The sequence below is a fragment of the Nonomuraea aridisoli genome, assembly GCF_003236395.1.
Taxonomy (GTDB): Bacteria; Actinomycetota; Actinomycetes; order Streptosporangiales; family Streptosporangiaceae; genus Nonomuraea; species Nonomuraea aridisoli.
On record NZ_POUD01000086.1, the window covers coordinates 17,222 to 31,839 of the forward strand.

Consider the following 14,618-nt stretch of genomic DNA (forward strand, 5'->3'; position numbering starts at 1 on the left):
GTGGTCTCCGGATGAAGCGTTGGGGGGAGCTGTCCCAGGAGGCGGCCGATCATCTTGCTGCCGGGTCGGTCCTCGACCACGCCGAGATGGCGGTGGTCGTCACCGACCGCTTCAGCAACCTCCTCTACTGGAACCCGTTCGCCGAGAAGCTGTTCGGCCGGCAGGGCGGGTCGTCCGCGCGTGAGACGTCCACCCTGTCCCTCGGGATCATGGAGAAGGACCACCCGCTCGCCATCGAGCTGGCCAAACACGTGCTCAAGGGCGGCGTGTGGGAGGGCACGTTCGACGTCCGCCGCGACGACGGCACCATCGTCTACGTCCGCGCCCAGGCCGTGCCGCTGCGCCACTCGTCGGGGTCGGTCACCGGCATCGTGATCATGGCGCGTGAGGCGCTGCGCAGCAACGAACGCGAGAAGGACCGCTTCGGCCTGCTGGAGCGCATCGGCGAGCGGCTGGCCGGCTCGCTCTACGTCGAGGAGACGCTCAAGCGGGTCGCCGAGATGCTCGTCCCGCAGTTCGCCGACCACTGCTTCATCGAGCTGATGGAGGGTGACCGGCTCGTCCGCCGGGTGTCGCAGCACGTGCAGGGGTGGACGCCGCCGTCGGGAACATGGAAGCCGGTGGGGGCGGAGATCCGCTACCCCTCCGGCCACTACGCCGACACCGCCCTGCGCCGCCAGGAGACCATCCTCGTCGAGGACTTCACAGGCAACCGCTACCCCCAGCCCCACGAGGGCAGCGCCCGGCTGTGCGGCGAGATCGGCATGACGTCGGCCATCGTGGCCCCGCTGCTCGTCCGGGGTGAGACGCTCGGCCTGATGTACCTCGGCCTGTCCAACCTCACCGACCGGCGCAGCCCCCACTACGACGCCTTCGACCGCGACTTCGTCGGCGCCATCGCCACCCGCGTCGCGCTCGCCATCGACAACGCGCTGCTGTTCGAGGAGGAGCGCCACACCGCCGAGTCGTTCCAGAAACACCTGCTGCCGCGCGCGCTGCCCCAGCTCGACGGCCTGCAGATCGCCGTGCGCTACTACCCGGCGGCGCCGCTCGCCTCCCACGGCCAGGGCATCCAGACCCAGGTCGGCGGCGACTGGTACGACGTGATCCCGCTGTCGGCCGGCCGCGTCGGCATCGTCATCGGCGACGTCGAGGGCCGGGGTGCCAAGGCCGCCGCCATCATGGGCCAGCTCAGGGCGGCGCTGCGGGCCTTCGCGCAGGACGACAAGTCGCCGGCCGACATCCTGGCCAGGCTCGACGAGTGGACCCGCATCATCGCCACCCCCGAGCAGGACGACAACGGCACCGAGGTCAGCATCCCGCCCATCGTGACCTGCCAGTACCTCGTCTACGACGCCTGGTCGCGGCAGCTGTCGTTCGCCAACGCCGGCCACGCGCCGCCGCTGCTGCTGGTCGACGGCCAGTGCGTCGAGCTCGACATCGAGGAGGTCGGCCAGCCGCTCGGGGTGCGCGCCAAGGGCCTGCACGCCGACCTGGTCTACAAGGAGGAGACGCGCACGCTCCCGCCGGGCGCCGCGCTGTTGCTCTACACCGACGGCCTGGTCGACCGGCGCCCCGCCCGCGACGGCCGGATGCCGAGCGAGGCCGAGACGCTCGGCGTGCTCTGCGAGAAGCTGGCCAAGATGTCCGACGCCGAGGTCGAGCGCATCGCCGACGCCGCCACCGTGGCCGTGCCCGGCGAGATCGACGACGACATGGCGATCCTCGTGGTCCGCTCCAGCGACGTCGACCTCGACGTGGAGGAGCGCACGTTCCCCGCCCAACCGATCATGGTGGGGGAGGCGCGCCGCATGGCCGCGGAGGCGTTCACGGGCTGGAACGTGCCCGAAGAACGCGCCGAGCTGGCCTGCCTGCTGGTCTCCGAGGTCGTGACCAACGTGGTGCTGCACGCGGCGAGCGCCGGGGTGCCGCGCCGCGAGCTGGTGATCGACGGGCCGCCGCTGCCGTTCGAGGACTCGTGGGACATGCCGGGCCTCGAGGACGACGTGGTCGGCGACAAGGAGTTCACCCTCCGGCTGCGCAGGGGCGAGGAGGCGGTCTGGGTCGAGGTGTTCGACCAGGACCTCCGGCTGCCCCGCATCCGCAGCGCCGGCGAGAACGACGAGGGCGGCCGCGGCCTCTACCTGGTCGACCAGCTGGCCCGTCGCTGGGGATCGCGTCCTACCAGGGAAGGCAAAGCCGTCTGGTTCGAGATTCCCACCCGCGGCAGGTGAGTGGTTCACTGGCCGCATGGAGCTGGCCTTCGAACGGCGGGGCAGCGGCGAGCCCCTGATCCTCGTCCACGGCATCGGCCACCACCGGCGCACGTGGCTGCCGGTGCTGGACCGGCTCGCTGCCGCGCGTACGGTGATCGCGGTCGACCTGCCCGGCTTCGGGGCCTCCGCGGGGCTGCCCGAGCCGATCCCGTACACCGCCGAGTCGCTGGCGGACGCGGTGGAGTCGTTCTGCGTGCGGCTCGGGGTGCGCGAGCCGCACGTGGCGGGCCACTCGCTGGGCGGCTACATCGCGCTCGAACTCGCCTCGCGTGGTGTCGTCCGCACGGCGACCGCGCTTTCGCCGGTCGGCTTCTGGACCCGCCCCGAGCTGCTCTACTACCGGACGGTGCTGCGGGCCATGCGGGCCTCGGCCCGGTATGGCGGGTTCGCGCCGACACTGGAGTCGTTCGGCGGGCTGATGCCGCCGGGGCCGCCGAAGTCGCCCGTCACGATCGCCTGGGGCGAGCACGACCGGCTGCTGCCCCGCCGCCAGGCCGTACGCGCGGCGCGGTGGTCGGGGCAGCGGGTCAAGCTGCTCAAGGGCTGCGGTCACGTGCCGATGAGCGACGACCCCGAGCTGGTCGCCCGGGTCATCCTGGAGGAGTGACCCGGCCGGAGGCGACGAAGGCGCGCAGCTCGCGGCGGAGCTCCTGCTCCGGCTCGGCCTCCGCCGCCGCGCGGAGCACGTCGAGCAGCTCGCCGGGCACGGCGTCCCACGCCGTCAGGACGCGCAGCGCGCCCCAGCGCAGCCGGACGACACGGTTGCGCAGGGCGACGGCGAGCAGCCGCGTCCCGACGCCCGGATGGTCCTCCAGGCCGCCGACGACGAGCTCCAGGCACATCTCGGCCGAGTACTCCGGGCCGATGCCGAGGTCCCGCCCGGGGCCGGTGGTGAGGGCGGCGAGCGGCAGGAGCTCCGCGGCGGCCTCCGCGACCTGGGCCGCCTCCTCGTGGTCGGCCATGCGGATCGCGGTGTACCAGCTGTAGTCGTCGTCCGGCGCGGCCCGCAGATGCGCGAGGGCCTGCGGGACGGCGCGGAGCCCCAGCCGCCCGGCGACGTTCAGCGCGGCGCCGAAGTCGGCGCCGCCGGGCTCGGCCAGCCGGGCGAGCACCGGCTCGCGCCAGTCCGCCCTGGCGGCCAGCGCTTCATAGTGACGGCGCAGGGTGCGCACGTCCAGCTCCGGCCAGCGCAGATCGTCTCTCCTCAGGTACGCCGTGATGGTCAGCATGTCGTTGACCAGGGCGAGCGTCGGCTCGGCCGTCGCGACCAGCGTCGCGAGCCGCGCGAGGGCGGGGATGGCGTCGGGATAGGACGAGATCCCGGAGGACGGGCCGCCCTCGCCGTCGACCAGGGTGGCCAGCACGTCGGCGGCGGCGGCCACCAGGTCGTCGTCCGGGTCGTCCGGATCCAGCAGGGCCTCGTAGAGGTGCTGGGCCGCGATGGGCGCGAGGTACTCGTTCATGACCCCGTTGCGCCAGCCCTCGCGCAGCAGCCAGTCCCTGATCTCGGGATCCCCGGTGTCGCGCAGGCGCTCGACGGCGTGGATGCGCCCCCAACCGTCGACGCGGCGGGCCAGCTCGTACACCGCGCGTTCGCCGTCGGGCTGGCTGCGCAGCAGGGCGACCACCGCGTACAGGGTGAACTCCTCCAGCGCTCCGAGCAGGAGCAGCAGGTCGCGGTCGTGTTCGTCGCCGCAGGCGCCCACCAGCACGATGCCGAGCTTGACGGCCTCGCGGCGGGTGCCGTACTCGGCCAGCTCGCGTCCGACGGCGTGAAGGCCGCCGGCGGGCACCTGTCTGCGGTGGAGTTCGGTCACCAGGTCGTCGGCGATCGACAGCGCGGGCGTGTCTGCCAGGAGGTCGTGCAGCCGGGCCATCGTGCCGGGGTCGGGTGCGCGGGCCAGGGTCTCCATCAGGCCGGCGACCTCGCCGACCGCGGCGGCGTCGCGGTCAGAGGAGGCGTGGTGGGTACGGATGCCGTCGAGCGCGCCGCTCGCGAAGAACGGCCCGTCGCCGGTTCGTGGGGGTTCGTCCGGCAGGTCGTCCTGTGGCCAGGGGCCGGGACCGTACGCGGCGGACAGGGTCAGTGCGTGGGCGAGGAAGCCGGGCTCGTCGGCCCGCTTCCAGGATCCGGGCTTCACCGGCGGGGGCGGCGGCCGCCCTTCCCTGAGATCGTCATGGTCGCCATGATGACGGGGCGGGAGGGCGGCGCGCAAGGCCGTCAGACCCTGGTCTGGCCCCAGAGCAACAACATGACGATGACGAACACGATCATCACGCCGGCGTAGCCGACGGGGCCGAGGCGGATCGCCCGGCGTAGCCGGTTGAGGCCCCAGGCGAACAGCAACGCCAGGAAGACCAGGAGGATCAGGCCGCTGTCCATGCTGTCCAGTATGGGGCGGAAGGCGGGTCGCCGCGCGGTGACGGTTCAGACGCTTCGAACGGCTTTCCCGCGGCCTTCACGGGCTTTTAGAAGCCGAAGGAGCGGCCGATGATCTCCTTCATGATCTCCGTGGTGCCGCCGTAGATGGTCTGGACGCGGCTGTCCAGCCACGCCTTCGCGACCGGGTACTCGGTCATGTAGCCGTACCCGCCGTGCAACTGCAGGCAGCGGTCGATGACCTTGGTCTGCAGCTCGGTGGTCCACCACTTGGCCTTGGCGGCGTCGACGGCGGTGAGCTCCCGGGCGTTCAGCGCGCGGACGCACTTGTCGACGTAGTGGCGGGCGATCTCCGTCTCGGTCGCCAGCTCGGCCAGGACGAACCGGGTGTTCTGGAACGAGCCGATGGTGCGCCCGAAGGCCTGGCGGCTCTTGCAGTACGCGATGGTCTGCTCCAGCACGGTCTCGGCCGCCGCCACCGCCGCGACGGCGATCGACAGACGCTCCTGGGGCAGGTTGTTCATGAGCTGGACGAAGCCCTCGCCCTCGGCGGGGCCGAGGCGGTTGGCGACCGGGACCCGTACGTCGTCGAAGAACAGCTCGGCGGTGTCCTGGGCCTTCATGCCGACCTTGTCCAGGTTGCGCCCGCGGCCGAACCCCTCCATGCCCCGCTCCACGACGATGAGCGTGATGCCCCTGGCGCCCGCGGCGGGGTCGGTCTTGGCCACGACGACGACCAGGTCGGCGTTGACGCCGTTCGTGATGAAGGTCTTCTGGCCGTTGAGCACGTAGTGGTCGCCCTCGCGCACGGCGGTGGTCCTGATGCCCTGCAGATCGCTGCCCGCGCCCGGTTCTGTCATGGCGATCGCCGTGATCAGCTCCCCGCTCACGAACCCCGGCAGCCACCGCTGCCTCTGCCCGTCGTCGGTCAGATCCACCAGGTACGGTGCCATGACGTCGTTGTGCAGCGAGAACCCGAGCCCGCTGGCGCCGTGCCGGATGATCTCCTCGACGACGACGGCGTTGTAGCGGAAGTCCGAGACCCCCGAGCCGCCGTACTCCTCGGGCACGGAGAAGCCGAACATCCCCAGCTCGCCGGCCTTCTTCCACACCTCGCGCGGGACGATGCCGTCCTTCTCCCACTGCGGGTGGTGGGGCACGACCTCACGGGCCATGAACTCGCGTACGGCTTCCCGGAAGAGGTCGTGCTCCTCGTCGAAGAGGTCTCGCTGCATCGGGCGTCTCCAGTCGCAGAATTCTATTCTGTTACCGCCAGGTATACCCCTTCTGGCCCTGCGACTACAGCTGCGGACACGGCTTCATCACAAGTGCCAGAAGATGTGCCTTTCCGCATATGTTGCAGGGGTTTTCGACTCTAAGATCTCCCTCGGTCTGTCGTGGTTGATCGGAGTCTCCCGTGAATCGCTTGGGCAAGGCGTTGATCGCCGCATCGGTCGGGGCTGTGGCGACGTTAGGCATGGTGGTTCTTCCTCAGGTGCCCGCGTCGGCGGCGCCGGCCGACCTCATCATCGAGTACCAGTGCAACGCGGTCGGCGAGAACAGCATCGCCCGGAACGGTCCGGTCATGCTGAAGACCAACCTCACCTTCGCCACGGACCTGTCGGTCGGCGATCCGCTCAACCTAACGTGGAAGCTCGCGTACACCGGTGATCCCAGGCGGCTGCTGTCTCCCGGCTACTTCCGCAGAGGCGGCCAGGTGCACGCCACCGGTCACGTCGACCTCCGCGGGGACTGGACGGGCGTCCTCATGCCTCGGGGCGTCTCCGACCCCGAGCGCAGGCTCCGCCCCGACGACGTGCTCGGGCTGCCGGAGAGCATCAACGACCCGGGTCTCACCAACAGGGCGGGGACCATCAGCATCACGCCGGGAGACATCGACCTCGACTTTTTCCCGCCGGACGGTGAGGTGGTCTACAACGACGGCCCCGACGCGGACAATCCGAGCGGTATGGGGATCGTCTACAGCAACGGCTGGGGGTCGCTTGACGACCTTCCCTCGTCCGAGAAGCACGTGCACAATGACCTGCACGAGACCACTGTGGAAGGCGCCTTCGCCGAGCTGACCTTCGTCGGGACCGGCGTGAAGTACATCGGGCCGACCGACAAAGACGCCAGCCCGGTGAACATTTACATCGACGACAAACTTGTCGCCACCGTCAATCCCTCGCGCAACGGCAACGACAATCCTGTCAACCACGACATGGCCGGCGGCAAGACCCTGTGGGAGTTGACCCCTCCGCTGCCCTACGGCAAGCACAAGATCAAGATCGAGAAGGTCGGCGCCACGGGCTTCATGTGGCTGGACGCTTTTGAGGTCTCGACCACCACCCCCGAGACTCCGACCGGCTTCCATGGCGCGAAGTGCAGCCCGGTCGGTAACCCTTCCACGGTCCAGGTGACCGTTGGGGAAGGCACCGACCCGACGGACCCGCCGACCGATCCGCCGACCGATCCCGATGACCCGCCGACGGATCCTGACGACCCGCCGACGGACCCGGATGACCCGACGGACCCCGACGACGATCCGCCGGTTGATGACGGGAACTCGGACAACGGGGTGGATGACGCGGTGGTCAATCCGCAGACGTCCGGCACGGCCACGTCCACGCCGACGACCGCCTCGCCGACCGCGACCAAGTACTACCGGGCGCAGGTGGCCAAGACGCCGAGCGGTGGTGTGGACACCGGGGTCGCGCCGGCCGAGCCGGAGCGGCCGTACGCGCTCATGGCCGGCGGGATGGCGCTGGTGATGGGAAGCGCGGGCGGCGGGCTGCTGCTGCGGCGACGCAGGGCCGCGCATGCGGGAGGAGCACGCTGATGTCCGAGCAGAAGACGCCCATGCAGCGCGCGTTGCCCGGCCTGCTGATCGCGGGTTCGCTCGGCGGCGTCGGCATCGTCATGGTGAGCCTGCTGTCACTGGCGCCCAAGGTGGACGACGGCTCGGCGCCGATCGCGGCGACGGCCCAGCCCACGCCGACCACGGTCGGTGTGCAGAACGCGGGCGCCTTCGTCCTCGCGCCCACCGTCGGGCCGGGCGGCAAGGACGCGCCGCTGACCCCGGCACGCCTGGACGCGCCGCCTCCGCTCCCGGCGGTGCCGGTCGTCGCGCCGATCCCGCCCACGAGCAAGGCCAAAGCGTCCAAGACGGGCAAGGCGAAGACCGGCGTCCGGCCGATCCGCATCAAGATCCCCAAGATCAAGGTGAACGCCCCGATCGGCGGGGTCACCATGGGCAAGGACGGCAAGCTCGGCACCCCGCCGCTGACCAAGCGCAACCAGGCCGGCTGGTACCGCCTCTCCCCGCTGCCCGGCGAGGCCGGCCCGGCGATCATCAACGGCCACGTGAGCACCCGCCAGGGCCCCGCCGTCTTCGACCGCCTGCGCGAGCTGGCCAAGGGCGACCAGATCTACGTGTACCGGTCGGACGGCAAGGTCACCCAGTTCACGGTCAGCGGTATCGAGCAGGCCAGCAAGAACGCGTTCCCGACCAAGCGCGTGTACGGCGACGTCGACAGCGCCCAGCTCAGGGTGATCACGTGCGGCGGCGTCTTCAACCAGAAGGCCCACAGCTACACGGACAACATCGTCGTGTACGCAACGTTGTCCAAGAAGGCCGGTTGACGGGGAACTTGTGGCTGTTTTGGTCGTTTGGGTGAAGATGACAGAGACAGTTCGTAAGATCTCAACCTAGCTGTGACCAATTGCTGGCAGTCTGGCACGACTGTTGACACTGCTTGGAAACGGAGAAGGACCCGTGCTTAAGTCCCAGGCGTGGCGCCGCCGCGCCCGCAAGACGTCCGCATTGGGATTGATGAGTACGCTCGTCGTCTTCGTTTGCTCCGTCTTCTTAACCGCCACCCCGGCCGCGGCAGATGTGACGAGGCAGTACACCTATACGTGCACGGCGGGCGGCCCTTTCACCAACACCTCGATCAGCGTCGGACTCAGCGCTCCAGATACGGTGACCGCAGGCCAGAGCTTCAACCTGACGGTGAACATCCCCGCCCTGACGCTGGCTACGGCTCCGAACACCACCGGCAATGTGCAAGTCACTTTGGACTTGACCCCGACGACGGGTGCGACCGTCTCGGACGAGGCTGCCAAGTCCGGAGCGCCGATCACCAGCGGTCAGACGGCCGTGCAGGCGCGAAGCGTCACTTACCCGGTCCAAGTGGCCGCCGGCACGACTACTGAGGTCGGATTGACGCCAGGCGCGCTGACGCTGGGTCTGCCCGGCACCACCGGCACCGAGACGAACTGCACTACAACGACCCCTCAGGCGCTTGAGGTGCCGATCGGCACGGGCAACGGAAACGGCAACGACGATGAGAACGACGTCGTCGCCTACAACTGCGTCCTGCAGCCCACCGGTACCACCGACGCCAACTACCCGGCAGAGACCGACATCCGGGTCGTGATGACGCCGCCGACGACCGCCTCGGCCAACCAGGACGCGTCGGTCACCTGGGCGGGGACCATCCAGAACACCGGTGATTCGCTGACGCTGCCCACGGGCTTCCCCACCACGAACGCCAAGATGTTCGTCACGGTCAGAGCGAGCGGTGCCGGAGCGCCTGCCACCGTGACCGGTGAGGCGAACCTGACCAGCGTCACGGCAGGTTCCGATCTCACCACGCTCCCCGGCGTCACCCTCAAGGTGCGGCCCACCACCACGGGCACCGTGACGCTGACCGCCGGTGACATCACCTTCGGCGCAGCCACGACGGGCACCGCGACCTCGCCGGTGATCAAGTGCACCGCCCCCACGACCGGTCTTAAGCAGTACACGCTTACGGTTGGCAACGGGACCGCTTCGCCGAGCCCCACGACGACGAGTCCGCGGCCGACGCGGACCACTACCGCGACGGTGACCATCACGCCGTCGTCCTCGACGACCACGCGTAAGTCGCAGACCCCCGTGGCCGGGGCGGACACCGGGGCCGGTGGGATGATGGGGCCTGACGGGCGGTTGTTCATCCTGACCGGCACCGCGCTGATCACGGCCGCCGCCGTGGGCGGGCTGGTCATGCGACGACGTTCCATCAGGAGCTGATCGAGCGTGGCGGGCTACTATCCGTACGGCGGCGGCTCTCCTGTGCCGCCGCCGCCCGAGCAGCGGGCGAGCACGGCGCTGCGCACCGTGCTCATCGTGGCGGCCATCGCCGGTGTGGCCACGGTCGTGGCGGGCCTGCTGATCGTCTTCAGGTCGCCCGAGGAGTACGGCCTGGCCAGCAACCGCGACAGCCTGCAGGTGCAGGCGCAGCCGAAGCCGAGCGGCCAGCCGGAGCAGGCGTTGTTCCAGGCGGCCCCCGACGTGCCGCCGCCGCTGCCCGAGATCAAGCCGGCGCCCGCGATGCTGCCCTCGACGCCCGTACGGCTCGTGATCAAGCGGCTGGGCATCAACGCGCCGATCAAGTCGGTCGGGCTGGCCAAGAACGGCACGATCGAGGTGCCTCCGATCGACAACCACAACCTGGTCGGGTGGTACCGCAACATGTCGACCCCCGGTGAGGCGGGGCCGGCGGTGCTGCTCGGGCACAAGGACACGCGGACGCGCAGCGCCGTGTTCGCCCGCCTGCCCGAGCTCAGGCACGGCGACGTCATCGAGGTCAAGCGCCAGGACAAGACGACCGCGGTGTTCACGGTCGGCGGCGTGGAGCAGGCGAACAAGCAGACGTTCCCGACCCAGCGGGTGTACGGGCCGCAGGAGAACGCCCAGCTCCACCTCATCACCTGCGGCGGCACGTACAACCGAAGCACCGGGCACTACACCGACAACGTCATCGTGTACGCGACGATGACGAGCTCCTATCGAAGCTGATCTGCGGAGGCTGGCATGGGCTGGATGGCGAAGCGGAGACTGCGTACTGGCCCCACGGCGGCGCTGCCCGCCAAACCGGGCCTCGACGAGCTGCTGCGCGTCATCCAGCTCGCCGATCCGAACGCCAGGCGCGAGGGCGACGACATCGTGGCCACCGACGTACGGGTGTGCGCGCCGGTCGAGGCGGACCCGGACCTGACGGGTGGCGTGCTGGAGAAGGCGTGGGCGGTGCGGGTGGCCGCCGAGGGGCCGTTGCCGCTCGACTACTTCGACCGGTATCTGGCGGAGGGGCTGGCGTTCCGGCTCGGCGGGCTCGCGGTGTGCCGGGGTGAGGTGAGCGACCCCGCCGACGAGGGCGAGGGCGCCGGCCCGGCGGTCATCCTGCCGGTACGCCCGTCCGCCGAGGAGCTGGCGCCGCTGCTGGAGCAGGACGAGGAGTTCACGTTCACGGCGGGCGACGTCCGGGCCGCGCTGGTGCCGCAGAAGGGGCAGCCGCCGGCCGTGCAGGAGTTGCTGCCCTTCGCCACCGAGCTGACCGCGATCGAGCTGCGCGGCGAGGAGCCGGTGAAGCTGGGGGCGCTGGCGCTGGAGCTGGCCGAGTCGCTGAACGGCATCGCCGTCGACCGCTGGCGCTTCCGCATCGACACCCCGGAGGACCTGGCGGCCCCGGCGAAGGAGACCGCGGAGGAAGAGGCCGGGCCGGAAGAGGTCAGGCAGGAAAAGGCGTCGGAGGAAGCCGAATAAGGCCCAGGCAGCCCCAGAACGTCGTTCTGTTGTACTCTGCCCTTAGTAGCCGAATAATGCTCGGTTTCCAGGAGGCACTGTGGCAGAGGCGTACATCGTCGGGGCGGTCCGCACGCCCGTCGGCAAGAAGAAGGGCGGCCTTTCCACCGTCCACCCCACTGACCTGGCCGCGCACACGCTGAGGGCGCTGGTCGACCGCACCGGCGTCGACCCCGCCGCGGTCGAGGACGTCATCATGGGGTGCGTCATGCAGTTCGGCCCCCAGAGCATGGACATCGCCCGCAACGCCTGGTTGTCGGCCGGTCTGCCCGAGACCACGGCCGGGGTCACGATCGACCGGCAGTGCGGCTCCTCCCAGCAGTCGATCCACTTCGCCGCGCAGGGCGTCATGTCCGGCACGCAGGACCTCGTCGTCGCGGCCGGCGTCGAGTCGATGAGCGTCGTGCCCATGGGCTCCTCCATCAAGGCCGCCCTCGACATGGGCATGCCGTTCCCGTTCGGTGAGAAGTGGGGCGAGCGGTACGGCAGGCAGGAGATCTCGCAGTTCCGCGGCGCGGAGCTGATGTGCGAGAAGTGGGGCTTCAAGCGCGACGTCCTGGAGCAGTACGCGTTCGAGTCGCACCAGCGGGCGGCCAAGGCCATCGCCAACGGCTACTTCAAGGACCAGATCGCGCCGGTCAACGGCGTCGAGGACGACGAGGGCCCGCGCCCCGACACGACGCTGGAGAAGATGGCCTCGCTGAAGACGCTGAAGGAGGGCGGGCAGATCACCGCCGCCACCTCCTCGCAGATCTCCGACGGCTCGGGCGCGCTGCTGATCGCCTCCGAGCAGGCCGTCAAGGACCACGGGCTCACGCCGCGCGCCCGCATCCACCAGCTCGCGCTCATGGGCGACGACCCGGTCTACATGCTGACCGCGCCGATCCCCGCGACGCAGCACGCGCTGAAGAAGGCCGGCATGTCGATGGACCAGATCGACGTGGTGGAGATCAACGAGGCGTTCGCGCCGGTGCCGCTGGCCTGGATGAAGGAGCTCGACGCCGACCCGGCCCGGGTCAACCCGAACGGCGGCGCCATCGCCCTCGGCCACCCGCTGGGCGGCACGGGCGCGATCCTCATGACCAAGCTGCTGCACGAGCTGGAGCGCACGGGCGGCCGCTACGGCCTGCAGACGATGTGCGAGGGCGGCGGCCAGGCCAACGTCACCATCATCGAACGGCTGTGAGTGATGCGGGCGCCGCCTCGAGGCGTAACGAAGGAGGCGGCGCCCGCGTTAACTACCCATCCCGGTAGTTGATCTAGCGCCCCTTGGGCGGGATGCGGCGGGGCGGCGCGATGGGCCGCTGCGGCATCTTGGGCATCGGCCGGACCACGGGAAGCTGGGGCCGGCCCTTCTTGGATGAACGGGCTCGCATGAGGAAGCTCCTTTACGTAACTCACGACGCGGCTCGGCTCGGAGAAGCGCGAAGGCCGGTCGACAAGCTCAGTTGCCGCGTCTGAACGGGACGGACTGGACAGAGCTGAAGCCGAGGGCTGGGTAAGCCCCGCGAATTACAGGTAAAGGCGCATGTCCATGAGGCTACGGACGCCTGCCGGGCCCGTGCAACCGAATTAACGGCGGTCCGCGGCGGCGATCACCGTGTCGAGGGCCGCGCGGGACTGGCTCAGGGCCTCCATGGCGCGGTCGATCCGCTCCCGCTCGGCGCGCAGTTGCCCCAGCACGTCGGGGCAGGTCGGGGCGAGGCGTTCGCCGTCGGTCTCCAGGCAGGGCAGCACGGTCGCGATGGTCGAGGTGCCGAGTCCGGCGGCGAGCAGCGTGCGGATGCGGCGGACGGCGTCGACGTGGGCCTCGGTGTAGACGCGATAGCCGCTGGGCAGCCGCTCGGGCCGCAGCAGACGCTGCTCCTCGTAGTAGCGCAGCAGCCGCTCGCTCACGCCGGTGCGCCGGACGAGCTCTCCGATTCGCATGTCACCACACCCTTGACTCTCACATGGATGTGAGACTTTAGCGTACCCGCATGACTAAGGGAATGGTGGTGCCGGCCGCGCTGATGGTGAGCGTGTTCGTGGTCGGCACGTCGGAATATCTCGTCGCGGGGCTGCTCCCGCAGCTGGCCGCCGACCTCGGGGTCTCGGTGGCGACGGCGGGTCAGGCCGTGACGGCGTACGCGCTGGGCGTGGTGGTCGGCGGGCCGCTGGTGACGATCGTGACCGTGCGGCTGCCGCGCAAGGGGCTCGCGCTGGGCCTGCTGGGCCTGTTCGCGGCGGGGAACGCGATGTGCGCGGCGGCCGGTTCGTACGAGGTGCTGATCGCGGGGCGGGTGGTCGCCTCGCTCAGCCACGCGGCGTTCCTGACCCTGGCGCTGATGGTCACCGCGCGGGTGGTCCGGCCGGAGCGGGTGGGCACGGCCATCGCCGCCGTCGGCGCCGGCTTCTCCGTGGCGACGCTGCTCGGCGTGCCGGTGGGCGTGCTGCTGGGGGAGGACGCGGGCTGGCGGACGCCGTTCGCGGTGCTGGCCGGGCTCGCGGTGGCGGCGCTGGCGCTGCTCGCGGTGGTGCTGCCGCGCCAGGACGCGCCCGCCACGAGCGTCCGGGCCGAGGTGGCGACGGTGATGCGGCGGCGGGTCCTCGTCGTGATCGCCACCACGGCGGTCGGGCTGGCGGCGACCTCGACCGTGTTCACCTATCTCGCGCCCGCGCTCACCAGGATCACCGGATTCGGCCCCGCCGGGGTCTCCACGCTGCTGCTCGTCTACGGCGCGGGCAGTCTGGCCGGCGGCCTGGCGGCGGGACGGTTGGTCGACCGCTCGCTGCCCGCCACCGTGCGCGGCACGTTCGCCGGGCTGGCCGTGGTGCTGGCGCTCTTCCCGTTCGCGGTGCCGTGGAAGGCGCCGGCCGTGCTCGTCGTGCTGGGGTTCGGGCTGCTGGCCTCGGCCACCACGCCGGTGCTGCAGAGCCTGCTGCTGCGGCAGGCCGGGGACGCGCCCACGCTGGCGGTCTCGGTGAACGTGTGCGCGTTCAACATCGGCATCGCGTCCGGCTCGGCGCTCGGCGGCGGCCTGGTCGCCGTGGACGGCCTGCGCTGGCTCGGCCTCGCCGCCGCCGTCCTCAGCCTGGCCGCCCTCGCGATCAGCTACGCCGCGATCCCTCGCCGCGCGGTGCTCGCGGGCTGACCGGCCGGCGCACGGCGATCACGCGGGCCGCCGCCACCGCGACTCCCGCGAGCGCCGCGACGAGCAGCGTGATCGACAGCGGCGCGGGGAAGTACGTCATCTGCGCCCACGTGACCGTCCGCCCGTTCGTCAGCACCGACACCCAGTCGGGGTACGTGGCCAGCACCACCGCGGGGATCAGCACCTGTCACTTATACACATCT

The 14,618-nt window shown here is 70.5% G+C and carries 14 protein-coding genes; 9 read left to right on the plus strand and 5 right to left on the minus strand.

The genetic code is table 11. The features are described 5' to 3' along the window. Positions 1–11 precede the first annotated feature (11 nt). Positions 12–2,234, plus strand: coding sequence for an ATP-binding SpoIIE family protein phosphatase (locus tag C1J01_RS21325; protein WP_111180748.1), 2,223 nt, complete (start codon positions 12–14; stop codon positions 2,232–2,234). Between the two features lie 16 nt (positions 2,235–2,250). Beyond that, entirely contained in the window at positions 2,251–2,883 is a 633-nt protein-coding gene (locus tag C1J01_RS21330; protein WP_111180749.1) for an alpha/beta fold hydrolase, read from the plus strand. Here the strand turns inward: C1J01_RS21330 and C1J01_RS21335 are convergent. From C1J01_RS21335 to C1J01_RS21340, 3 genes are all read right to left on the minus strand, one after another. Continuing rightward, positions 2,867–4,417: a hypothetical protein gene (locus tag C1J01_RS21335; protein WP_111180750.1), complete on the minus strand. Its 1,551-nt coding sequence runs from the start codon at positions 4,415–4,417 to the stop codon at positions 2,867–2,869. The two genes, C1J01_RS21330 and C1J01_RS21335, sit on opposite strands and share 17 nt — an antisense overlap. A gap of 80 nt (positions 4,418–4,497) precedes the next feature. Continuing rightward, a complete protein-coding gene (locus C1J01_RS49970) occupies positions 4,498–4,659 on the minus strand; it encodes a hypothetical protein (protein ID WP_181448885.1) in 162 nt (53 codons plus the stop codon). A gap of 86 nt (positions 4,660–4,745) precedes the next feature. Continuing rightward, entirely contained in the window at positions 4,746–5,891 is a 1,146-nt protein-coding gene (locus C1J01_RS21340) for an acyl-CoA dehydrogenase family protein (protein WP_111180751.1), read from the minus strand. Positions 5,892–6,082: 191 nt separating this feature from the next. Here C1J01_RS21340 and C1J01_RS49975 point away from each other — a divergent pair, with 191 nt between their 5' ends. From C1J01_RS49975 to C1J01_RS21380, 6 genes are all read left to right on the plus strand, one after another. Next, positions 6,083–7,495 carry a hypothetical protein gene (locus C1J01_RS49975; protein WP_181448886.1) on the plus strand — a complete coding sequence of 471 codons (1,413 nt, stop codon included), beginning with the start codon at positions 6,083–6,085 and terminating at the stop codon, positions 7,493–7,495. Continuing rightward, entirely contained in the window at positions 7,495–8,298 is an 804-nt protein-coding gene (locus tag C1J01_RS21355) for a class F sortase (protein WP_111180753.1), read from the plus strand. The genes C1J01_RS49975 and C1J01_RS21355 overlap by 1 nt, the downstream gene beginning before the upstream one ends. Before the next feature lie 133 nt (positions 8,299–8,431). After that, the gene (locus C1J01_RS49205) at positions 8,432–9,730 is read left to right on the plus strand and encodes a hypothetical protein (RefSeq protein ID WP_146615680.1); all 1,299 of its coding nucleotides are present in this window, start codon (positions 8,432–8,434) and stop codon (positions 9,728–9,730) included. Between the two features lie 6 nt (positions 9,731–9,736). Continuing rightward, positions 9,737–10,498, plus strand: a complete 762-nt coding sequence (locus C1J01_RS21370) for a class F sortase (RefSeq protein WP_111180756.1) — start codon at positions 9,737–9,739, stop codon at positions 10,496–10,498. A 24-nt stretch (positions 10,499–10,522) separates the two neighbouring features. Continuing rightward, positions 10,523–11,242, plus strand: a complete 720-nt coding sequence (locus tag C1J01_RS21375) for a hypothetical protein (RefSeq protein ID WP_146615681.1) — start codon at positions 10,523–10,525, stop codon at positions 11,240–11,242. Between the two features lie 79 nt (positions 11,243–11,321). Then, positions 11,322–12,467 (plus strand): acetyl-CoA C-acetyltransferase, encoded by a 1,146-nt coding sequence (locus tag C1J01_RS21380; RefSeq protein WP_111180758.1) that lies wholly within the window; start codon positions 11,322–11,324, stop codon positions 12,465–12,467. 386 nt (positions 12,468–12,853) lie between these two features. Here C1J01_RS21380 and C1J01_RS21385 read toward each other — a convergent pair whose 3' ends face one another. After that, positions 12,854–13,210 (minus strand): MerR family transcriptional regulator, encoded by a 357-nt coding sequence (locus tag C1J01_RS21385; protein WP_111180759.1) that lies wholly within the window; start codon positions 13,208–13,210, stop codon positions 12,854–12,856. A gap of 50 nt (positions 13,211–13,260) precedes the next feature. Between C1J01_RS21385 and C1J01_RS21390 the strand changes: the two genes are divergently transcribed. Further along, complete coding sequence (locus C1J01_RS21390; protein ID WP_111180760.1) at positions 13,261–14,415, plus strand: MFS transporter; 1,155 nt, start codon at positions 13,261–13,263, stop codon at positions 14,413–14,415. On the opposite strand, the gene C1J01_RS21395 is transcribed toward C1J01_RS21390, so the two are convergent. Further along, a complete protein-coding gene (locus tag C1J01_RS21395; protein ID WP_181448887.1) occupies positions 14,372–14,599 on the minus strand; it encodes a hypothetical protein in 228 nt (75 codons plus the stop codon). The genes C1J01_RS21390 and C1J01_RS21395 overlap by 44 nt on opposite strands. Positions 14,600–14,618 lie beyond the last annotated feature (19 nt).